We start from the raw sequence: 400 nt of genomic DNA, 5'->3' as shown, positions 1-400 counted from the left end.
CAGGTTCTATTTCACTCCCCTCCCGGGGTTCTTTTCACCTTTCCCTCACGGTACTGCTTCACTATCGGTCATCAGGTAGTATTTAGCCTTGGGAGGTGGTCCTCCCTGCTTCCCACAAGGTTTCACGTGTCTCGTGGTACTCTGGATCAGAACTGATTGATTTCCCGTTTCATCTACAGGACTATTACCTTCTACGGTGGAACTTTCCAGTTCTCTTCGATTACGTCCTACCAATCGTTATGTTCTGTCCGCAACCCCGGAAACAAGTTTCCGGTTTGGGCTCTTTCCCTTTCGCTCGCCGCTACTAAGAAAATCGATTTTTCTTTCTCTTCCTCCAGGTACTTAGATGTTTCAGTTCCCTGGGTTACCTTCATTAAGCTATGTATTCACTTAATGATAC

At 46.5% G+C, this 400-nt stretch carries 1 rRNA gene; it reads right to left on the bottom strand.

Annotated features, from left to right (window positions below):
• Window positions 1-400 (bottom strand): 23S ribosomal RNA (locus ACYUCG_RS15255); the annotation flags it as partial.

Source organism: Clostridium sp. CTA-17 (genome assembly GCF_054767895.1).
Note: the sequence above shows the minus strand (reverse complement) of the source record. Positions and strands in the feature narration are given on the sequence as shown.